Annotated in this window: 13 protein-coding genes; 4 read left to right on the top strand and 9 right to left on the bottom strand. The window is 62.7% G+C overall.

The genetic code is table 11. The features are described 5' to 3' along the window. Positions 1-335: 335 nt before the first annotated feature. Together AACH55_RS06455 and AACH55_RS06450 are read left to right on the top strand one after the other, a co-directional pair. Positions 336-1,040, top strand: a complete 705-nt coding sequence (locus AACH55_RS06455; protein WP_338718605.1) for a c-type cytochrome — start codon at positions 336-338, stop codon at positions 1,038-1,040. Continuing rightward, the gene (locus AACH55_RS06450) at positions 1,037-2,338 is read left to right on the top strand and encodes a c-type cytochrome (RefSeq protein ID WP_338718604.1); all 1,302 of its coding nucleotides are present in this window, start codon (positions 1,037-1,039) and stop codon (positions 2,336-2,338) included. Before AACH55_RS06455 ends, AACH55_RS06450 begins: the two co-directional genes overlap by 4 nt. A gap of 75 nt (positions 2,339-2,413) precedes the next feature. Here AACH55_RS06450 and AACH55_RS06445 read toward each other — a convergent pair whose 3' ends face one another. From AACH55_RS06445 to ftsH, 4 genes are all read right to left on the bottom strand, one after another. Then, entirely contained in the window at positions 2,414-3,106 is a 693-nt protein-coding gene (locus AACH55_RS06445) for a response regulator (protein WP_338718603.1), read from the bottom strand. Between the two features lie 27 nt (positions 3,107-3,133). Further along, a complete protein-coding gene (glmM, locus tag AACH55_RS06440) occupies positions 3,134-4,468 on the bottom strand; it encodes a phosphoglucosamine mutase (RefSeq protein ID WP_338718602.1) in 1,335 nt (444 codons plus the stop codon). Between the two features lie 115 nt (positions 4,469-4,583). Beyond that, positions 4,584-5,432: a dihydropteroate synthase gene (folP, locus tag AACH55_RS06435; protein WP_338718601.1), complete on the bottom strand. Its 849-nt coding sequence runs from the start codon at positions 5,430-5,432 to the stop codon at positions 4,584-4,586. A 251-nt stretch (positions 5,433-5,683) separates the two neighbouring features. After that, positions 5,684-7,573: an ATP-dependent zinc metalloprotease FtsH gene (ftsH, locus tag AACH55_RS06430; protein ID WP_338718600.1), complete on the bottom strand. Its 1,890-nt coding sequence runs from the start codon at positions 7,571-7,573 to the stop codon at positions 5,684-5,686. A gap of 208 nt (positions 7,574-7,781) precedes the next feature. Here ftsH and AACH55_RS06425 point away from each other — a divergent pair, with 208 nt between their 5' ends. Further along, positions 7,782-7,937 carry a hypothetical protein gene (locus AACH55_RS06425; protein ID WP_338718599.1) on the top strand — a complete coding sequence of 52 codons (156 nt, stop codon included), beginning with the start codon at positions 7,782-7,784 and terminating at the stop codon, positions 7,935-7,937. Positions 7,938-7,942: 5 nt separating this feature from the next. Here the strand turns inward: AACH55_RS06425 and AACH55_RS06420 are convergent, their stop codons facing one another. Then, complete coding sequence (locus tag AACH55_RS06420; RefSeq protein WP_013233403.1) at positions 7,943-8,590, bottom strand: RlmE family RNA methyltransferase; 648 nt, start codon at positions 8,588-8,590, stop codon at positions 7,943-7,945. Positions 8,591-8,666: 76 nt separating this feature from the next. On the opposite strand from AACH55_RS06420, the gene yhbY reads away from it, so the two are divergent. Continuing rightward, complete coding sequence (gene yhbY / locus AACH55_RS06415; protein ID WP_338718598.1) at positions 8,667-9,125, top strand: ribosome assembly RNA-binding protein YhbY; 459 nt, start codon at positions 8,667-8,669, stop codon at positions 9,123-9,125. 137 nt (positions 9,126-9,262) lie between these two features. On the opposite strand, the gene greA is transcribed toward yhbY, so the two are convergent. From greA to AACH55_RS06395, 4 genes are all read right to left on the bottom strand, one after another. Continuing rightward, positions 9,263-9,739: a transcription elongation factor GreA gene (greA, locus tag AACH55_RS06410; RefSeq protein WP_013233401.1), complete on the bottom strand. Its 477-nt coding sequence runs from the start codon at positions 9,737-9,739 to the stop codon at positions 9,263-9,265. 402 nt (positions 9,740-10,141) lie between these two features. Then, the gene (gene carB, locus AACH55_RS06405; RefSeq protein WP_338718597.1) at positions 10,142-13,375 is read right to left on the bottom strand and encodes a carbamoyl-phosphate synthase large subunit; all 3,234 of its coding nucleotides are present in this window, start codon (positions 13,373-13,375) and stop codon (positions 10,142-10,144) included. Next, complete coding sequence (gene carA / locus AACH55_RS06400) at positions 13,368-14,531, bottom strand: glutamine-hydrolyzing carbamoyl-phosphate synthase small subunit (protein ID WP_338718596.1); 1,164 nt, start codon at positions 14,529-14,531, stop codon at positions 13,368-13,370. The genes carB and carA overlap by 8 nt, the downstream gene beginning before the upstream one ends. A gap of 300 nt (positions 14,532-14,831) precedes the next feature. After that, the gene (locus tag AACH55_RS06395; protein WP_008326828.1) at positions 14,832-15,239 is read right to left on the bottom strand and encodes a heme-binding protein; all 408 of its coding nucleotides are present in this window, start codon (positions 15,237-15,239) and stop codon (positions 14,832-14,834) included. Positions 15,240-15,562: the final 323 nt, after the last annotated feature.

The following is a 15,562-nucleotide window of genomic DNA, read 5'->3' as shown; positions in this document are numbered from 1 at the left end:
TTGGCCGTGGACCCTGCCCGGGAGGGCGGATCGGAAGGCCGGAGCCGTCTAGTCTCTACACCTTCCGGCTTCCGAGGAAGCCGGCTTGGCTCGGTATTGCCAGCAGCCGCTTTGCATGAATGCATGCAGGCGCTGTCAGGGTTCACCGACTTTGACTCCATTCAGGCGGCGCCTTTCGGCATCCGCTGCCCAATTTGACTTAGGAGGGGATCGCTCTATCCACTGAGCTACGGGGGCAACAAGGCCGCTATTGTATCCGCTGCGCCCGCCCTTGCAAAGCCGCCCTGGGCAGGCGCATGGACTACAATAGGCCGATGCGCTTGCCAACAACAACGATGAAGAAGCTTGCAGCCGCCGCCCTGGGGAGCCTGATGGCAGGCGGCATGGTCATGGCCCAGCAGACCGTGCCGGGCATGGCCGACCGCTTGGCCGCATGCATCGCCTGCCACGGCAAGGAGGGCCGCGCCACCGCCGATGGTTACTATCCGCGTATTGCCGGCAAGCCGGCAGGCTATCTGCTGAACCAGCTGCAGAGCTTTCGCGATGGCCGGCGCCGCTATCCGATGATGAATTACCTGCTGGCCAATCTCTCGGATGATTATCTCCAGCAGATCGCCACCTTCTTCGCCGCCCAGCATCCGCCCTACCCGCCTGCGGTCCCCTCGGACGCCGGCGCGGCGGTGCTGGAACGCGGCCGCCTGCTGGTCAGCCAGGGCAAGCCGGCGCAGGCCATCCCGGCCTGTGCCAGTTGCCACGGCGCCGGACTGGCCGGTGTGCAACCCGGCATCCCGGGATTGCTGGGCCTGCCTCGCGACTATCTCAATGCGCAGCTGGGTGCCTGGCGCAATGGCGAGCGCACGGCCAGGGCGCCGGATTGCATGGGCGAGATCGCCAGGGCGCTCAGTCCAGAAGAAATCAATGCCGCCAGCAGCTGGCTCTCCGCCCAGCCGGTGCCGGCCGATTATGCGCCGGCGAGCGCCCCGTCCACACCGCTGCCGGTGGCGTGCGGCAGCATGCCGGGCACGGGAGCGGCGCGATGAACAAGACCGTGCGCCTGGGCATGGTGATTCTGCTGGGCGCGCTGCTGGCCGTGGCGGCGCTGGCCGGCGGCATCATCGCCTGGCAGAGCCTGCGCCGCGAAGATCCCGGCGTATCCGTCCCGGTCACCGATGCCCGGGCCCAGCGCATCAAGGGTGAATACCTGGCCCGCGCCGGCAACTGCATGGCCTGCCACACGGCACGCGGCGGCGCGGCCTACGCCGGTGGACGCCCCATCGCCACGCCCTTCGGCACGCTCTACACCACCAACATCACGCCCGACAAGGCCAGCGGCATCGGCGACTGGAGCGCCGACGACTTCTGGCGCGCCCTGCATCACGGACGCGGACGCGATGGCCGCTTCCTCTACCCGGCCTTCCCCTATCCCAGCTACACCCTGCTACAGCGCGAGGACAGCGATGCGCTGTGGGCCTACCTGCGCAGCCTGCCTCCTGTTTTTCAGCAAAATCGTTCACACGATTTGCGCTTTCCCTATGACCAGCGCCCGTTGCTGGGACTATGGCGCGCATTTTTCTTCACACCGGCCGTATACCAGCCAGAATCGGGCCGCTCCGCGCAATGGAACCGGGGCGCCTACCTGGTCCGGGGAGCCGGGCATTGCAGCGCCTGCCACAGCGCGCGCAACCGCCTGGGCAGCAGCATGGCGCCGCTGGCGCTGGAAGGCGGCATGATCGCCGGACTGGACTGGTATGCGCCGCCCCTGCACAGCGGCGAACACGGACTGGGCAGCTGGAGCGAAGCCGAGATCGCCAGCCTGCTCAAGACCGGCGTCTCGCCGCGCGGCGCCTCGCTGGGACCGATGTCGGAAGTGGTCGGACGCAGCCTGCAATATCTCGACGATGACGACATCAGCGCCATGGCGGCCTATCTGAAATCGCTGCCGGCGCAGCCTCTTGCCGACACTGCCCCGGTCGCACGACCTGAGCCTGCCGACGCTGAGCGCATCCTCAAGCAGGGCAAGAAACTCTACGGAGAACTGTGCGTGGACTGCCACGGCAGCAAAGGCCAGGGCAGCGCGCCGGATTATCCGCCGCTGGCGGACAACCATGCCATTGCCGGGCCGCAGGCGGTCAATGCCATCCGCGCCGTGCTCAATGGCGGCTTCCCGCCGTCCACGGCGGGCAACCCCTACCCCTTCGGCATGCCGCCCTTCGGGCCGCAACTGAGCGATCAGGAAGTGGCGGCGCTGGTCTCCTACGTGCGCAACAGCTGGGGCAACCAGGGCGGCTTCGTTTCGGCCTCGGAGGTGAACCGCTATCGCAGCGTGCCGCTGGATTGATCCTGCGCGGCAGCGATCAGGAAAAAAGGCGATCCGCGGATCGCCTTTTTCATTCCTATCACGAATGGGGGAACGTCACTGCTCGGTACTGAGCTTGTAGCCCATGCCGCGCACCGTCTGCACGTAGTGCGCCAGATCGCCCAGCGACTTGCGCAGCCGCATGATGTGGACATCCACGGTGCGCTCTTCGATGAAGGTGTGGTCACCCCACACCTTGTCGAGCAGCTGGGCGCGCGAAAAGATGCGTTCGGGATGCGCCACCAGGTAGCGCAAGAGCTTGAACTCGGCCTGGTCCAGCGTCACCGACCGGCCCGCCACGGCCACCTGGCGGCGTTCGACGTCGATGCTGATGTCACCGTAGCGCAGTGCCTGGCTGCCGATCTCCGGGGCCTTGCGGCGCAGCAGGGCCTGCACCCGCGCCACCAGTTCCTTGGGGGAGAACGGCTTGGTCACGTAGTCGTCCGCACCCTCGTTGAGCCCTTTTACCTTGTCTTCTTCCATGCCCTTGGCGGTCAGCATGATGACCGGCAGCGCGGCAGTACGCTGGTCGCGCCGCAGTTCCGACAGCAACACCAGGCCGGAGCTGTCGGGCAGCATCCAGTCCAGCAGTACCACGTGGGGCAGCGATTCGGCGATCAGCTTGCGGGCCTGGGCCACGTCGGTGGCGATCGTGGTGGCAAAGCCGGCTCCTTGCATCGTGAAGCGCAACAGCTCCGCGATGCTGGGTTCGTCTTCGACCATCAGGATGTGGGCTAGCTCTTTTGACATTGTGCTGGGATCCGCAACAGGCTGAACTCAGAGCACCCTGGCCGCGATGCGCTGGGCCATGGTGCGCGCCAGTTCGGCGTCTTCGGCCTCCACCATCACGCGGATCAGCGGTTCGGTACCGGACGGGCGCAGCAATACGCGGCCACGTTCGCCCAGCTCTTCTTCCACGGCAGCCTGTTCGGCTTGCAGGGCGGTGTTGGATTTCCAGTCGTAACCGGCAGGAATCTTCACATTGATGAGCGACTGCGGATACAGCGTGATGTCGCCGGTCATCTGCGCCAGGGTCTGGCCGGCGCGCTTCAGGGCGCACAGCACCTGCAGCGCCGAGACGATGCCGTCGCCGGTAGTGTGCTTGTCCAGCGCCAGCAGGTGGCCGGAGCCTTCGCCGCCGAGCAGCCAGCCCTTTTCCAGCAGCACTTCCAGCACGTAGCGGTCGCCCACCTTGGCGCGCGCAAAGGGCACGCCCATTTTCTTGAAGGCCACTTCCAGGGCCATGTTGGTCATGAGGGTGCCGACTGCGCCGTCGACCGGGCCGGTGGCCAGGCGATCCTTGACCATCAGGTAGAGCAGTTCATCGCCGTTGTAGATGCGGCCGCTGCCATCGACCATGATGAGGCGGTCGGCATCGCCGTCCAGCGCAATGCCCAGGTCGGCACGGTATTCGCGCACCGACGCCACCAGCGACTTGGGGGCGGTGGCGCCGCAATCCTCGTTGATGTTCAGGCCATCGGGCTGGTTGCCGATGGTGATGACTTCCGCGCCCAGCTCGTGGAACACGTGCGGGGCGATGTTGTAGGCCGCACCGTTGGCACAGTCCACCACCAGGCGCATTCCGCGCAGGTCCATGGCGCTGGGGAAGGTGCTCTTGCAGAATTCGATATAGCGGCCGGCGGCATCGGACAGGCGGCGGGCCTTGCCCAGCTTTTCGGAGGGCACGCACTCCATGGGCTGTTCCAGCGCGGCTTCGATGTCGGCCTCGACCTGATCCGGCAGCTTGTTGCCCTTGGCCGAGAAGAACTTGATGCCATTGTCCTGGTAGGGATTGTGCGAGGCCGAGATCACCACGCCCGCCGACAGGCGCTGCGCCCGCGTCAGGTAGGCCACGGCCGGGGTCGGCAGCGGGCCGGCCAGCCAGACATCCACGCCGGCAGCGGCGAAACCGGCTTCCAGCGCGGCTTCCAGCATGTAGCCGGAAATACGGGTGTCCTTGCCGATCAGCACCGTCGGACGGGCTACGCCATCCTTGGACTTGGCCAGCACCTTGCCGGCCGCATAGCCCAGACGCATGACGAAATCAGGCGTAATCGGCGCCACGCCGACGCGACCGCGCACGCCATCGGTGCCGAAGTATTTTCCTGCCATGTTGATCCTTTATTGATGTCGTGCAGGCCGGGGCGAGCGCGCCAGCCTGTCTCCCATGAAATGATGTGTTGATGCCTGATGTTCTGTCACGTCCCTGCGTTCATCGCCGCGTCCGTCAGATGTCGCCGCGCCCGGCCTGCCACATGGACAGCGCATCGACCGTTTCGGCCACATCGTGCACCCGGATGATCATCGCGCCCTGCTGTGCTGCCGCCAGCGCCGCGCCGATGCTGCCTGCCATGCGGCGCTCCAGCGGCTTGCCGGTGACTGCGCCGATCATGGACTTGCGCGACATGCCGGCCAGCAGCGGCAGGTCCAGTGTGTCGATCAGGCGACGCGTGCTTTTGAGCAAAGCCAGATTATGCTCCACAGTCTTGCCAAAACCAAAACCTGGATCAATGCAGATGCGTTCACGTCCGATCCCGGCCGCGCGCATCAGCTCGACCTGGGTCTGCAGGAACCGGGCGACCTCGGTGACCACATCTTCATAGACCGGATCTTGCTGCATGGTCTGCGGCTGGCCTTGCATGTGCATCACGCACAGGCCGGCCTCGCTGTCCTTGACGGCATCGATGGCGCCCTCGGCGCGAAAACCGTTGATGTCATTGATCATGTCCACCTCGGCCGCCAGGGCTTCGCGCATGACGGCCGGCTTGTAGGTGTCCAGCGAGAGCGGCTTGCCGCAGTCGCGCAGGGCGTAGATCACCGGCATGACGCGCTCCAGCTCTTCCTGCAGGGACAGCGGGGCAATGCCGGGACGGGTGGATTCGCCACCGATGTCGATGATGTCCACGCCATCGGCGATCATCTGTTCAGCATGGGTCAGGGCCAGGTCCAGCGAGTGATGGCGGCCGCCATCGGAGAAGGAATCGGGCGTCACGTTGAGGATGCCCATGACCAGCGGCCGACGGCCAGGCTGGACCGGCAGGCGGAACCTGCCGCATTTGAGAAAAGCTTGCGTCATCTTGCTTCTGTGGGTGAGATGGCTGCGGCGGTCACGGCAAGCGCACCGCCGGGTGGCGGCAGCATGATACACCGCCGATTGACGGTCTTTACACTTTTGTCCGGCAAGAACGCCCTTCCCTGCAAGGTTTTTCACATTCCGCGTGATTCTGCGGCATTTTCGCCGCACCAAAAGAAAAAGGTGAGGATCGCTCCTCACCTTCATCGGGACTGCTGCCTCAGGCGTTCGCCTCGCGTCTGGCTCTGGTGCCCTCAGGCAGGAGCCGTGGCGTTGGGCGAGACGTCGCCGGAACGGTTGCCATCCGAGGGCGACTTCTTGACCGGCGTACCGTTGCGCGGGGGACGCGGTTCGTCGCCATTCATGATGTCGTTGACCTGATCGGCGTCCAGGGTTTCCCATTCCAGCAGGGCCTTGGCCATGACGTCGACCTTCTCGCGGTTTTCTTCCAGCAGGCGGCGCGCCAGGGCGTATTGCTCGTCCAGGATGCTGCGGATTTCAGCATCCACCTTTTGCTGGGTGGCCTCGGAGACGGTCTTGGAGGACATGCGGCCGAAGTAGGCGTCCTGTTCCGAATCTTCATACACCATGGTGCCCAGGGTCACGGACATGCCGTAGCGGGTGACCATGGCGCGGGCCAGCTTGGTGGCACGCTCGAAGTCGTTGGACGCGCCGGTGGACATCTGGTGCATGAAGATTTCTTCAGCGATACGGCCACCGAAGAGGATCGAGATCTCTTCCAGCATCTTGTCCTTGTACATGTTCACGCGGTCATGTTCCGGCAACTGCCAGGTCAGGCCCAGGGCATAGCCACGCGGCATGATGGTGACCTTGTGGACCGGATCGGCCTTGGGCAGCAGCTTGGCGACCACGGCGTGGCCGGACTCGTGGTAGGCGGTGTTGCGGCGTTCTTCTTCGCGCATCACGGCCGACTTGCGTTCCGGGCCCATGACGATCTTGTCCTTGGCATCTTCGAAGTCCTGCATTTCCACCAGGCGCTTGTTGCGGCGCGCAGCGAACAGGGCAGCTTCGTTGACCAGGTTGGCCAGGTCGGCACCGGAGAAACCGGGGGTGCCACGGGCCAGGATGTCGGCCTTGACGTCAGGCGCGATGGGCACCTTGCGCATGTGGACGTAGAGGATCTGTTCGCGGCCACGGATGTCGGGCAGGCCGACCATCACCTGGCGGTCGAAGCGGCCCGGACGCAGCAGCGCCTTGTCCAGCACGTCGGCGCGGTTGGTGGCGGCGATGACGATGACGCCGGAGTTGGCTTCGAAGCCGTCCATCTCCACCAGCATCTGGTTCAGGGTCTGTTCACGTTCGTCGTTGCCGCCGCCCATGCCGGCGCCACGATGGCGGCCAACGGCGTCGATTTCGTCGATGAAGATGATGCAGGGAGCGTGCTTCTTGGCGTTCTCGAACATGTCGCGCACACGGGAGGCGCCAACACCGACGAACATTTCCACGAAGTCCGAACCCGAAATGGTGAAGAACGGTACCTTGGCTTCACCAGCAATCGCGCGGGCCAGCAGCGTCTTGCCGGTACCCGGGGGGCCGACCATCAGCACGCCGTGGGGAATGCGGCCGCCCAGCTTCTGGAACTTGGTCGGATCGCGCAGGAACTCGACCAGTTCCTGCACTTCTTCCTTGGCTTCGTCGCAACCGGCGACGTCGGCGAAGGTGACCGAATTGCTGTTTTCATCCAGCATGCGCGCCTTGGACTTGCCGAAGGAGAACGCGCCGCCCTTGCCGCCGCCCTGCATCTGGCGCATGAAGAAGATCCAGACGCCGATCAGCAGCAGCATCGGGAACCAGGAAATGAAGATTTGCGACAGGAAGGATTGCTCTTCCGGCTGGCGCACGTCGAACTTCACGCCATTGTTGAGCAGATCGCCCACCAGGCCACGGTCCAGAATGGTGGTCGCGGTCTTGACCTTGGTGCCGTCCTGGGTGGTGGCGACGATGTTGCGATCCTCGATGGTCGCATCCTTGATGTGTCCGGCCTTGACCTCGGAGATGAAGTCCGAATACGCGATCGGCTTGGCGTTGGTCGCCAGGCTGCGGTTGTCGAACTGTTTAAAGACCATAAACAGCACGAGCGCGATGACCACCCAGATGGCAGCCTTGGAAAACATATTGTTCACTGGAACTCCTCCGACGCCTGGGCGCCACGTTGCCTTTGTATTGCCCGATTTTACCCGGATTCAACCACCCTTACACGGAAAACCGCCGTCCGCCCCGCCTCGCCCTGCCGTACTGTGCCGCGACGCAACGCACAACAACGCGTCACGTCGGCTGCAACCGGACTTGCTTGCCAATCCGACATCAGCATTGTGACGGGCGGAGACGACATTGGCGTTTGCCGATTCAGGCAATCTACCGATTTTCAAAAATCGATATAAGGCTGAAATCAGGCAAAACAAGGCAGGAAAATTCACTAAATTGCCGGGTTTCCAGCAGATTTTGCGCCTGATTGCGGAGAAAGGAACGGCTCTGCGTCAACTTTAACCGAATTAACTGCGAGGATTTTTCAGGATTTTCCCTAGCAGAAAGATTTCGGAGGACTTGTCACGGCTGGCCTTGGGCTTCTTGGACATCACCGTCTTGAATTCCGCCCGGAATTTGTGCACCAGTTCGTTGTAGCCGGTCCCGTTGAAACACTTGACCAGCAAAGAGCCGCCAGGTTTCATGTGCAGTTGCGCAAAATCGATGGCAAGGTCGATCAAATACTCCACCCGCGCGGCATCGGCGATGGCCACGCCCGACAGGTTGGGCGCCATGTCCGACAGCACCAGGTCGGCCTTGCGGCCGTCCAGCACGGCTTCGAGCTGGCGCACCGGCTCGTCTTCGCGGAAGTCGCCCTGGATGTAGTGGACGTCCGCAATCGGGTCCATGGGCAGGATGTCCAGCCCGATGATGGTGCCGTGAATGCCACCGCCCTCGGCGCCGGCCAGCTTATTGCGCACGTACTGGCACCAGCTGCCGGGGGTGCAGCCGAGGTCGACGATCACCTGGCCGGGCTTGATGAGACGCTCTTCCTCGTCGATTTCCTTGAGCTTGTAGGCGGCGCGCGCACGATAGCCCTCCTTCTGTGCCAGCTTCACATAAGGGTCATTGATATGGTCATGCAACCAGTTTTTGTTCAGTTTGTTCTTTGCCATTCGCGTAGAATATTGGTTTTATCTCATTGAGGGACAACTTGGCGCCGCCGAGAACATCGTCCCGAACCGCACTCCCATGTTGAATTTGACTCCCGCCGAGCGCAGCGAACTGCGCGCCCAGGCCCATGCCTTGAACCCTGTCGTGATGGTTGGCGAAAGTGGCCTGTCCGAATCCGTGATGAAGGAAATCGACAAGAGCCTCAACGCCCACGGCCTGATCAAGGTCCGCGTCTTCGGCGACGACCGCGAAGCCCGCATCGCGATCTACGAAACCATCTGCGCCGAGCTCAAGGCCGCGCCGGTACAACACATCGGCAAGCTGCTGGTGCTATATCGCCCGCAAAAGGAAGAAGGCAAGAAAGCCGCTGCCGGCGCCAAGGGCGGCCTGCGCGAAGTGACCATCGTCAAGTCGCATGCCACCAAGCGTCCTTCGGTGAGCAAGGTCATGCTCAAGGGCAACGAACGCATCACCGCCGGCGGCCTGGTCAAGAAGGCCAAGCCACGCCAGCGCAGCACCAAGAAGAGCGCTGGCTGATCACCGCCCGGGGCCGACGGCCCATAAAACAGAATGCCCGCTGATGCGGGCATTTTCATTTCCGGCTCGTCGGTGTTGCAGCTGGATCACCGCAGCGGCCGCCCAACATCCTGCCCGGGCGGCCACGGCAGGCCACGTCAGACGTAGCGCACTTCCAGGATTTCGTATTCCTTCAGGCCCGAGGGGGCTTCCACGGCCACCACGTCACCGGCGCTCTTGCCGATCAGGGCACGGGCGATGGGCGAGGTCACGGAGACCTTGGATTCCTTGATGTCGGCTTCGTCCAGGCCGACGATCTGGTAGGTCACCTTCTCGCCGCTGTCCAGGTTTTCCAGGTCCACGGTGGAGGCGAAAACTACGCGGCCTTCGGCGTTCAGTTCGGCCGGATCGACGATCTGGGCCGCGCCCAGCTTGCCTTCCAGGTCGGCGATACGGCCTTCGATGAAGGCCTGGCGCTCCTTGGCGGACTCGTATTCAGCGTTTTCGGACAAGTCGCCCTGCGCGCGCGCTTCAGCGATCGCATTGATGACTTCCGGGCGGTCTTTGGTTTTCAAACGGTGCAATTCTTCCTTCAGAAGTTCGGCGCCACGCTTGGTAAGGGGAACTGTGCTCATAAGTCTCTTGCTCAAGGTTAGGGTTACACGGAAGACGCATCCAAAGTCCGCCGGCCGCTGAACACGCAAAAGGAGAACCTCGCCGCCAACCTGGCGGACAAGCATCGTCATTACGGGAACAGTCTGGCTGGTGAACGGACCGTTGCTGCAGGTTTCCGTCAGCTCTTCAACAACACGCGCTCTGACCCAGAGCCGCTAAGGACATGACACCACGCCAGACTGCACGATGGCGTGGCATGGCGGCGTCATGTCCTTAGCGTCCCCGGACGCATCTGCCCTGCAACATTGGAGATGTTGTGGCCGCAGGGTGTCGTCCAAAAGTCAGAGAGGGCATCGATTGCTCAGATGCCCTCTTTGCCTGCCGGCGTCAACTAAAGCCGACAAAAATCACGTGTTGTGGGTTTAGTGTATAGCTTTATGCAGGCCTTGTAAATCGTAGACGTCCAGGGCGTCAAGATGGCGCATGCCTTCCACTGCGGCTTCGGCACCGGCGATGGTGGTGAAGGTGGTCACGCGGGCGGCCAGAGCCGAGGTACGGATCGCTCCGGAGTCGGCAATGGCGTTGCGCTTTTCTTCAACGGTGTTCACCACCAGGGCGATCTCGTTGTTCTTGACCATATCCACGATGTGCGGACGGCCTTCCACGACCTTGTTGACGGTGGCCACGGGGATGCCGGCAGCGCTGATGGCGGCAGCCGTACCCTTGGTGGCGACGATGGAGAAGCCCAGGGCGACCAGGTCGCGCGCCACTTGCACGGCACGCGGCTTGTCGCTGTTCTTCACCGACAGGAAGACCTTGCCCGACTTCGGCAGCTTCACGCCGGCGCCCATCTGCGACTTCACGAAGGCTTCGCCGAAGGTCTTGCCCACGCCCATGACTTCGCCGGTGGACTTCATTTCAGGGCCGAGGATGGTATCCACGCCCGGGAACTTCACGAACGGGAACACGGCTTCCTTGACGCTGTAGTAAGGCGGCACGACTTCGTTCCTGATGCCCTGGCTGTCCAGCGACTGGCCGACCATGCAGCGTGCGGCGATCTTGGCCAGCTGCAGACCGGTGGCCTTGGAGACGAAGGGCACGGTGCGCGATGCACGCGGGTTCACTTCCAGCACGAAGACGGTATCGACGGTCTTGCCATCGACTTCATTTTGCTGGATGGCGAACTGCACGTTCATCAGGCCGACCACGTTCAGGCCCTTGGCCATCAGCGCGGTCTGGCGCTTCAGTTCTTCGATGGTGTCCTTGGACAGCGAATACGGCGGCAGCGAGCAGGCCGAGTCGCCCGAGTGCACGCCAGCCTGTTCGATGTGCTCCATCACGCCGCCGATGAAGGTACGTTCACCGTCGGAGAGGCAATCCACGTCCACTTCGATGGCGTCGTTCAGGAAGCGGTCCAGCAGCACCGGCGAATCATGCGAGACCTTGACGGCTTCGCGCATGTAGCGCTCCAGGTCACGCTGCTCGTGGACGATTTCCATGGCGCGGCCACCCAGCACGTAGGACGGGCGCACCACCAGCGGGTAACCGATTTCCTGCGCCAGTTGCAGCGCGTCGGCTTCGGTACGGGCGGTACGGTTGGGCGGCTGGCGCAGGCCCAAGTCCTGCAGCAGCTTCTGGAAACGCTCGCGGTCTTCGGCGGCGTCGATCATGTCGGGCGAGGTGCCGACGATGGGCACACCATTGGCTTCCAGATCCAGCGCCAGCTTCAGCGGGGTCTGGCCGCCGTACTGGACGATCACGCCGACCGGCTTTTCCTTGTCGACGATTTCCAGCACGTCTTCCAGCGTCACCGGCTCGAAGTACAGGCGGTCGGAGGTGTCGTAATCGGTCGAGACGGTTTCCGGGTTGCAGTTGACCATGATGGTTTCGTAACCGTCATCGCGCATCGCCAGTGCCGCGTGCACGCAGCAGTAGTCGAACTCGATGCCTTGGCCGATACGGTTCGGGCCACCGCCCAGCACCATGATCTTCTTCTTGTCGGTCGGGTTGGATTCGCACTCTTCGTCGTAGGTCGAATACATGTAGGCGGTATCGGTAGAGAACTCGCCCGCACAGGTATCGACACGCTTGAAGACCGGACGCACACCCAACTTCTTGCGCTGTTCGCGCACGGCGGTGTCGGTGGTCTTCAACAACTTGGCCAGGCGGCGATCCGAGAAGCCCTTCTGCTTCAGCTGGAACAGGGTCGCCTTGTCCAGCGACTCCAGCGCCACATCCTTTTCCAGCCACAGTTCGATGTCGACGATCTCCTTGATCTGCGACAGGAACCACGGATCGATGTGGGTCAGATTGTGCACTTCTTCCAGCGAGAAGCCCTGGGCGAAGGCATCGCCCACGTACCAGATGCGGTCCGGACCGGGTTCGCCCAGTTCCTTCTCGATGATTTCGCGGTCGGTGGTCTTTTCGTTCATACCGTCCACACCCACCTCCAGGCCGCGCAGGGCCTTCTGGAAGGATTCCTGGAAGGTACGGCCGATGGCCATCACTTCACCCACGGACTTCATCTGGGTGGTCAGGTGCTTGTCGGCCTGCGGGAATTTCTCGAAGGTGAAACGCGGGATCTTGGTCACCACGTAGTCGATGGACGGCTCGAAGGAGGCCGGGGTCGCACCACCCGTGATCTCGTTGCGCAGTTCGTCGAGCGTGAAGCCCACGGCCAGCTTGGCGGCGATCTTGGCGATCGGGAAGCCCGTGGCCTTGGAGGCCAGTGCCGAGGAACGCGAGACGCGCGGATTCATCTCGATGACGATCATGCGGCCATCAGCCGGATTGACCGAGAACTGCACGTTGGAGCCACCGGTATCCACGCCGATTTCACGCAGCACCGCCAGCGAGGCGTTACGCATGATCTGGTATTCCTTGTCGGTCAGCGTCTGTGCCGGGGCCACGGTGATGGAGTCGCCGGTGTGCACGCCCATCGGGTCCAGGTTTTCGATGGAGCAGACGATGATGCAGTTGTCCGCCTTGTCGCGGACCACTTCCATTTCGTATTCCTTCCAGCCGATCAGGGATTCTTCGATCAGCAGTTCGGAGGTCGGCGAAGCCTCCAGGCCGCGCTTGCAGATGGTCTCGAATTCTTCGGCGTTGTAGGCGATGCCGCCACCGGTGCCGCCCATGGTGAAGGACGGACGGATGATGACCGGGAAGCCGATGGTCTTCTGCACCGCCCACGATTCTTCCATCGTGTGCGACACGCCGGAGCGGGCCGAACCCAGGCCGATCTTGGTCATCGCTTCCTTGAACTTGGAGCGGTCCTCGGCCTTGTCGATGGCTTCCGGGGTGGCGCCGATCAGTTCTACCTTGTACTTCTCCAGCACGCCGTTGCGGTGCAGGTCCAGCGCGCAGTTCAGCGCGGTCTGGCCGCCCATGGTCGGCAGGATGGCGTCCGGCTTTTCCTTGGCGATGATGCGTTCCACCGCTTGCCAGGTGATCGGCTCGATGTAGGTGGCATCGGCCATTTCCGGGTCGGTCATGATGGTGGCCGGATTGCTGTTGACCAGGATGACCTTGAAACCTTCTTCACGCAGGGCCTTGCAGGCCTGGGCGCCGGAATAGTCGAATTCGCAGGCCTGGCCGATGATGATCGGGCCAGCGCCAATGATCAGGATGCTTTTGATGTCAGTACGCTTAGGCATTTTGTTTCTTCTCCATCATCGCCACGAACTTGTCGAACAGGGGAGCGATGTCATGCGGTCCAGGGGATGCTTCGGGGTGGCCCTGGAAGCAGAAAGCAGGTTTGTCGGTACGCTCGAAGCCTTGCAGCGAACCGTCGAAGAGCGACACGTGGGTCACGCGGCAGTTAGCCGGCAGGGTCGCCTGGTCCACGGCGAAACCGTGGTTCTGGGAGGTGATCATCACCTGCCTGGAATCCAGGTCCTGCACCGGGTGGTTGGCGCCGTGGTGGCCGAACTTCATCTTCAGGGTCTTGGCGCCGGAGGCCAGGGCCATGATCTGGTGACCCAGGCAGATGCCGAAGGTCGGGATGCCGCGCTCGATCAGTTCCTTGGACGCGGCGATGGCGTAATCACAGGGCTCCGGATCGCCAGGACCGTTGGAGAGGAAGATGCCGTCCGGATTCAGGGCCAGCGCTTCGGCCGCAGTGGCTTGCGCCGGCAGCACGGTGACCTTGCAGCCGCGCTCGGCCAGCATGCGCAGGATGTTGTACTTCACGCCGTAGTCGAAGGCGACCACGTGGAATTTCGGGGTGATCTGCTGGCCATAGCCGCGGCCCAGGCGCCATTCGGTCTCGGTCCAGTTGTAGGCCTTCTTGGTGGAGACCACCTTGGCCAGGTCCATGCCGGCCAGGCCCGGGAAGGCGCGCGCCAGCTCCAGTGCCTTGGCGGTAGCGGCCGCGATGTCGGCCTCACCGGCCACGATGGCGCCGTTCTGCGCGCCCTTTTCGCGCAGGATGCGGGTCAGCTTGCGGGTATCGATGCCGGCGATGGCGACGATATTGCCTTCCTTCAGGTAATCCGACAGGGATTGCTGGCTGCGGAAGTTCGACAGCAGGCGCGGCAGGTCCTTGATGATGAGGCCGGCGGCGTGGATCTGCGAAGCTTCGACGTCTTCACGGTTCACGCCCGTGTTGCCGATGTGCGGATAGGTAAGAGTGACGATCTGGCGGCTGTAGCTGGGGTCGGTCAGGATTTCCTGGTAGCCGGTCATCGCGGTATTGAAGACCACCTCACCGGTGGTATTGCCTGCGGCGCCGATGGAAAAACCTTGGAAGACAGACCCGTCTGCGAGCGCGAGGACGGCCGGAATCGCGGGACCGGAAAGAAGAGGCAGCAAGGGTAACTCCTGAGATTGTTACCGCCGCGGCTGGATGACCGGAAGACCTTTGCGCGCCAAACCGACCGGCGCGAACACCCCGACTCATTCAGTACGGAAGCGTGGCAGGGCCTGTTGGGAACGAGGAAGAGGAATGGGTATGCGCTACGGCGGATAAAATTGGCTAAACCGCTCGATTATAGCGCAAAAGCCACCCTCCGGCAAATCGCAGATTGCCGAAAGTTGACGTAAAGATGCACCGAAATGGGGTGCAACAAGGAGGGGAAACGCCGGCAGGCAAGGCTGCCGGCGTAGAAGGAATTACAGACCCAGGGCAGCGATACCGGCCTTGGCGATCTGCACGTCTTCCGAGGATTTCACGCCGGAAACGCCCACGGCGCCCACGTAATGGCCATCGACCACCACCGGCACGCCGCCTTCGAGCAGGCCATCCAGGCCGGGGGCGCTCAGGAAGGAAACGCGACCGTTATTGATCATGTCTTCATAGATCTTGCTTTCGCGGCGGCCCAGCGCGGCGGTGCGGGCCTTGGCCGGAGCGATCTGGGACGAGATCGGAGCGGCGCCGTCCATGCGCTGCAGCCACAGCAGGTGACCGCCGTCATCGACCACCGAGATGGCCACGTTCCAGTTGTTGGCACGGGCTTCGGCTTCAGCGCCGGCAGCGATCTTCTTGACGTCATCCAGCGACAGGAACGGTTTGGTTTGCATGTTTGCTCCGATAGGCAGAAAAAAATGAACGCTGATTGTACGGCCAGAAAGTCTTTTTTGACATCCTGCCCGCCAAACTCATCTTTAGGCCAAATGTGAAGTTTCTTGCATGAAACCTGCCCTGCCCGCCCACTTTCCCCTATAGCAAGGAAACTTTTTTCCAAAACGCCGATCTTTTCCCCGAATTATTTTTCCGGTCCTGCGTAGGAGGAACCCCTACGGGGAGAAGCCGTCGAAAACGCCGCTTTTGCCCCGGAAATGAGCCCGGCCAGCCAGGCTGGCATGAATGCAGCTTTTGACAAGCCGTAAGATTTACCTTACAG

Source organism: Herbaspirillum sp. DW155 (genome assembly GCF_037076565.1).
Classification (GTDB): Bacteria; Pseudomonadota; Gammaproteobacteria; order Burkholderiales; family Burkholderiaceae_D; genus Herbaspirillum.
This window is presented reverse-complemented; position numbering and strand designations above follow the sequence as displayed.